Origin of the sequence: Desulfovibrio sp. 1188_IL3213 (genome assembly GCF_036763145.1) — a bacterium.
GTDB lineage: Bacteria > Desulfobacterota > Desulfovibrionia > Desulfovibrionales > Desulfovibrionaceae > Desulfovibrio.
This window is the reverse complement of the sequence record NZ_JBAIYR010000223.1, coordinates 1-3750: the sequence shown is the minus strand read 5'-3', so window position 1 is coordinate 3750 and position 3750 is coordinate 1. Positions and strand designations below refer to the sequence as shown.

Annotated in this window: 6 protein-coding genes; all 6 read left to right on the top strand. The window is 57.5% G+C overall.

Annotated elements, in window-relative coordinates; genetic code table 11:
• A partial coding sequence (gene rplO, locus V6C16_RS09225) for a 50S ribosomal protein L15 (RefSeq protein ID WP_333543055.1) occupies window positions 1-341 on the top strand: 341 nt, incomplete at its 5' end.
• 227 nt (window positions 342-568) lie between these two features.
• Window positions 569-1882, top strand: coding sequence for a preprotein translocase subunit SecY (gene secY / locus V6C16_RS09220; protein WP_333536825.1), 1314 nt, complete (start codon window positions 569-571; stop codon window positions 1880-1882).
• A 17-nt stretch (window positions 1883-1899) separates the two neighbouring features.
• A complete protein-coding gene (gene map, locus V6C16_RS09215; RefSeq protein WP_012624315.1) occupies window positions 1900-2694 on the top strand; it encodes a type I methionyl aminopeptidase in 795 nt (264 codons plus the stop codon).
• 137 nt (window positions 2695-2831) lie between these two features.
• The gene (gene rpmJ, locus V6C16_RS09210) at window positions 2832-2945 is read left to right on the top strand and encodes a 50S ribosomal protein L36 (protein ID WP_005027799.1); all 114 of its coding nucleotides are present in this window, start codon (window positions 2832-2834) and stop codon (window positions 2943-2945) included.
• A gap of 15 nt (window positions 2946-2960) precedes the next feature.
• On the top strand, window positions 2961-3329 hold the full coding sequence (gene rpsM / locus V6C16_RS09205; protein WP_012624316.1) for a 30S ribosomal protein S13: 369 nt from the start codon (window positions 2961-2963) through the stop codon (window positions 3327-3329).
• 123 nt (window positions 3330-3452) lie between these two features.
• The coding region (rpsK, locus tag V6C16_RS09200; protein WP_333543054.1) for a 30S ribosomal protein S11 at window positions 3453-3750 on the top strand (298 nt) is incomplete at its 3' end.

The following is a 3750-nucleotide window of genomic DNA, read 5'->3' as shown; positions in this document are numbered from 1 at the left end:
GTGCCGGCGGCGGCGTGGCCCCCGGCTTTGAAGGCGGCCAGATGCCCCTGCAGCGCCGTTTGCCCAAGCACGGCTTCAAGAACGCCCCCTTCAAGGTAACCTACGACGTGATCAATCTTGACCGTCTGGTTGAAGCTTTTGAAGGCAAGGATTCCATTACGCTGGACGACATCTACGCCCGCGGCCTGGCCCGCATGGGTGCGCCCGTGAAAATCCTTTCGCGCGGCGAAGTCAAAAGCGCTCTCAAGGTCGAAGCTCACAAGTTCAGCCAGTCTGCTGCGGAAAAAATCCGTGGCGCAGGCGGCGAAGTGAGCGAGCTTGAAGCTGTTCCCGCGGCTTAACAGTTGACGCCAAACCGGCTGGTTTAACGACCAGCCGGTTTGTTCCGCTTCCGGCCTGCCGGGCGGAAAAGGTGAAGGCCCCTGCAAGGAATTTTGCATTTTGATTTCGGCGGCCTTCAGGGCATGGCCCTGTCAATGCCAGGCATTGGCCTCATCGACTTCGTGCGCGAAGGGGATGAGGCTGTGCATATACTGCGCCTCAGGCGCATAAACGCAAAGAGTCTTACATGGCAGTAGGAACGGCAAACACTGTGGCGGGTCAGCCTTCGCTGTTCAAGCGACTTGGCTGGACCTTCCTGATTTTGTGCTGCTACCGTATCGGTGTGCATGTGCCCATTCCGGGTGTGGACGCCTCCGCCCTCGCGTCTTTTTTCCAAAGCATGCAGGGAACGCTGTTCAGCCTTTTTGACATGTTCTCCGGCGGCGGTCTGTCCAACGTTTCCGTCTTTGCCCTGGGCGTCATGCCGTACATCTCGGCCAGCATCATCATGCAACTGCTCCAGGTCATCAGCCCGGACGTGAAGCGCATGGCAAAGGAAGAAGGGCAGGCCGGGCGTCGCAAGCTCACCCAGTACACCCGCTACCTTACCGTGCTTATCACTCTGGTGCAGGGTCTGGGCATAGCCGTGGGCCTTGAGACCATGACAAGCCCTGCGGGCGCGTCCGTGGTGCTTAATCCCGGCTGGCAGTTCCGCCTGGTGACCATGACCACGTTCACCGCCGGTTCGGTGCTGGTCATGTGGCTTGGCGAACAGATTACGGAACGGGGCATCGGCAACGGCATATCACTGATCATTTTCTGCGGCATTGTGGTGGGCATCCCCCGTGGGATCATCCAGTCCGTGGCGCTGATTCAGGCCGGGGACATGAGCATCTTCATGGCCTTGGTCATCGTGGTCTTTATGGCTGCGGTGCTCATAGCCATTGTTTTTGTGGAACGGTCGCAACGGCGTATACCTATAAGTTATGCCAAGCGGCAGGTGGGCCGCAAGATGTACGGCGGGCAGAACTCGCATCTGCCGCTGCGCCTCAATACAGCCGGCGTTATTCCGCCCATTTTCGCCTCTTCGTTGCTGCTTTTTCCGGCCACCATCGGTCAGTTTTCCAGCAATGAATATGTAAAGCACGCTGCGGAGCTGTTTTCGCCCCAGGGCGTGGCTTACAACGTGCTCTACGTGGGCCTTATGTTCTTCTTCTGCTATTTCTATACCGCCATTATTTTTGATCCCAAGGATATGGCTGAAAACCTCAAGAAGAACGGCGGCTTCATTCCCGGCATTCGTCCTGGCGAAAAGACGCAGGAATATATTGATACTGTACTGACACGGCTGACCCTCTCGGGGGCCACCTACATTTCCATCGTATGCCTTCTGCCCATGTTGCTTATCAGCAACTTTAACGTGCCGTTCTTCTTTGGCGGCACGAGCCTGCTGATTCTTGTGGGCGTGGCTATGGACTTTATGAATCAGGTGGAATCTCATATGATTTCCAGCCAGTATCAGGGCCTGATGGCCAAGGCGCGCAAAAGCGGCCGGCTGTAACCAACGGGTGATGGAGTATGAAGAAATATCACGGCGCGTACATCAAGAACGAGCGTGAAATAGGCTGCCTGCGCGAAGCAAACCGCATGGTCGCCAACGTTCTTGATGCCGTGGGTGACATGGTGGCTCCCGGCCTTCCCACCATGCGCCTTGAAGAGCTGGCGCGCGACATGTGCGCCGATTACAAGGTCAAACCGGCCTTTCTGGGCTACTGCGGCTATCCATATGCCCTGTGCTGCTCGGTCAACGAGCAGGTGGTGCATGGTTTTCCTTCCGGGCGGCTGCTTGAGGAAGGAGATATCGTCAGTGTGGATATGGGCGTGGTCTTTGAAGGCTTTGTGGGTGACGCGGCGCGCACCTTCCCAGTGGGCAAGGTGAGCGACGAGGCCCGAAAACTCATGCGGATTACCGAGGAAAGCCTCTACGTCGGCATCGAGCAGGCGCGGGCGGGCAACGATGTCTATAACATCGGGGCCGCCGTGCAGGATTATGTGGAAGCCGCAGGTTTCAACGTGGTGCGACGTTTTGTGGGACACGGCGTGGGCGCCAAGATGCACGAAAAGCCCGAGGTGCCCAACTTCCGGCCCGGCATGCGCGGGTTGACCCTGCAAAACGGCATGGTGATCGCCATCGAACCCATGGTCACCATGGGAACCTACGAGGTCGACATACTTGACGACCAGTGGACTGCGGTGACGCGCGACGGCCTTTGGGCCGCGCACTTCGAGCACAGTGTTGCCATTACGCCGTCCGGGCCGCAAATCCTCAGCATCTCGGACCGTGGACTCAACCGGCACACCATCGAAGGTTGACAGAACAGGTAAAGCCGGATAAAGATTTCCGTTCACGTCCTTTTGTTTGGAGGACGTCGGTCAGCCGTCTGTGCGGCCTGTGCCGGTTTGCCGGAGACTTTATCTGTCAAAGCTAAGGCTCTTATTGGAGAAATGGAATGAAAGTAAGACCTTCCGTCAAGAAAATATGCCCCAAGTGTAAGGTTATCCGGCGCAAGGGAGTGCTTCGAGTTATCTGCGAAAACCCCCGGCACAAGCAGCGCCAGGGCTAGGGCAGGAGACATATTGTGGCGAGAATAGCAGGTGTTGATTTGCCTCGCGGCAAACGGGTGGACATTGCGCTCACCTATATCTATGGCATTGGCCGTACCACGGCCATGAAAATTCTGGACACCACCGGCGTCAACTGGGAGCGTAGTATCGACGACCTCTCTGCTGACGAAGTGAACGAGATCCGTAAGGAACTCGAGCAGCACTACAAGGTGGAAGGCGATCTTCGCCGCGAAGTGTCCAGCAATATTAAGCGCCTTATGGACATTGGCTGCTACCGTGGCCTTCGTCACCGTCGCGGCCTGCCTGTGCATGGTCAGCGCACCCATACCAACGCGCGTACCCGCAAGGGTCCCCGTCGCGGAGCCGTGGGCAAAAAGAAGTAGGGCGTGCGGCTGCGCTTGTCGCAGTTTGTAAAGCGGACGCAGCATTCGTGCTGCCGTGAGGACGAACGGATTTCCGCCGCGCGCGGAGCATAAATCTGACAAGCTCCATCCAGAGGGATAGATATGGCCAGACCCAAAAAAGTGGTCAAGAAAAAGGAAAAGAAAAGCGTGCCGGTGGGCATTGCCCACATCCAGGCTTCGTTTAATAATACCATTATTACTTTTACGGATACGCGCGGAAACGCTGTTTCCTGGGCCTCTGCAGGCCAGAGCGGCTTTAAGGGCTCGCGCAAGTCTACGCCTTTCGCCGCTCAGGTGGCTGCCGAAACAGCCGCCCGCAAGGCGCAGGATAACGGCATGCGCACTGTCGGCATCTATGTGCAGGGTCCCGGTTCCGGCCGTGAAGCTGCCATGCGCGCCA

Bases quoted from the DNA above. Each gene is read 5' to 3' on its own strand.
- secY (WP_333536825.1), top strand. From the start codon at position 569: ATGGCAGTAGGAACGGCAAACACTGTGGCGGGTCAGCCTTCGCTGTTC.
- map (WP_012624315.1), top strand. From the start codon at position 1,900: ATGAAGAAATATCACGGCGCGTACATCAAGAACGAGCGTGAAATAGGC.
- rpmJ (WP_005027799.1), top strand. From the start codon at position 2,832: ATGAAAGTAAGACCTTCCGTCAAGAAAATATGCCCCAAGTGTAAGGTT.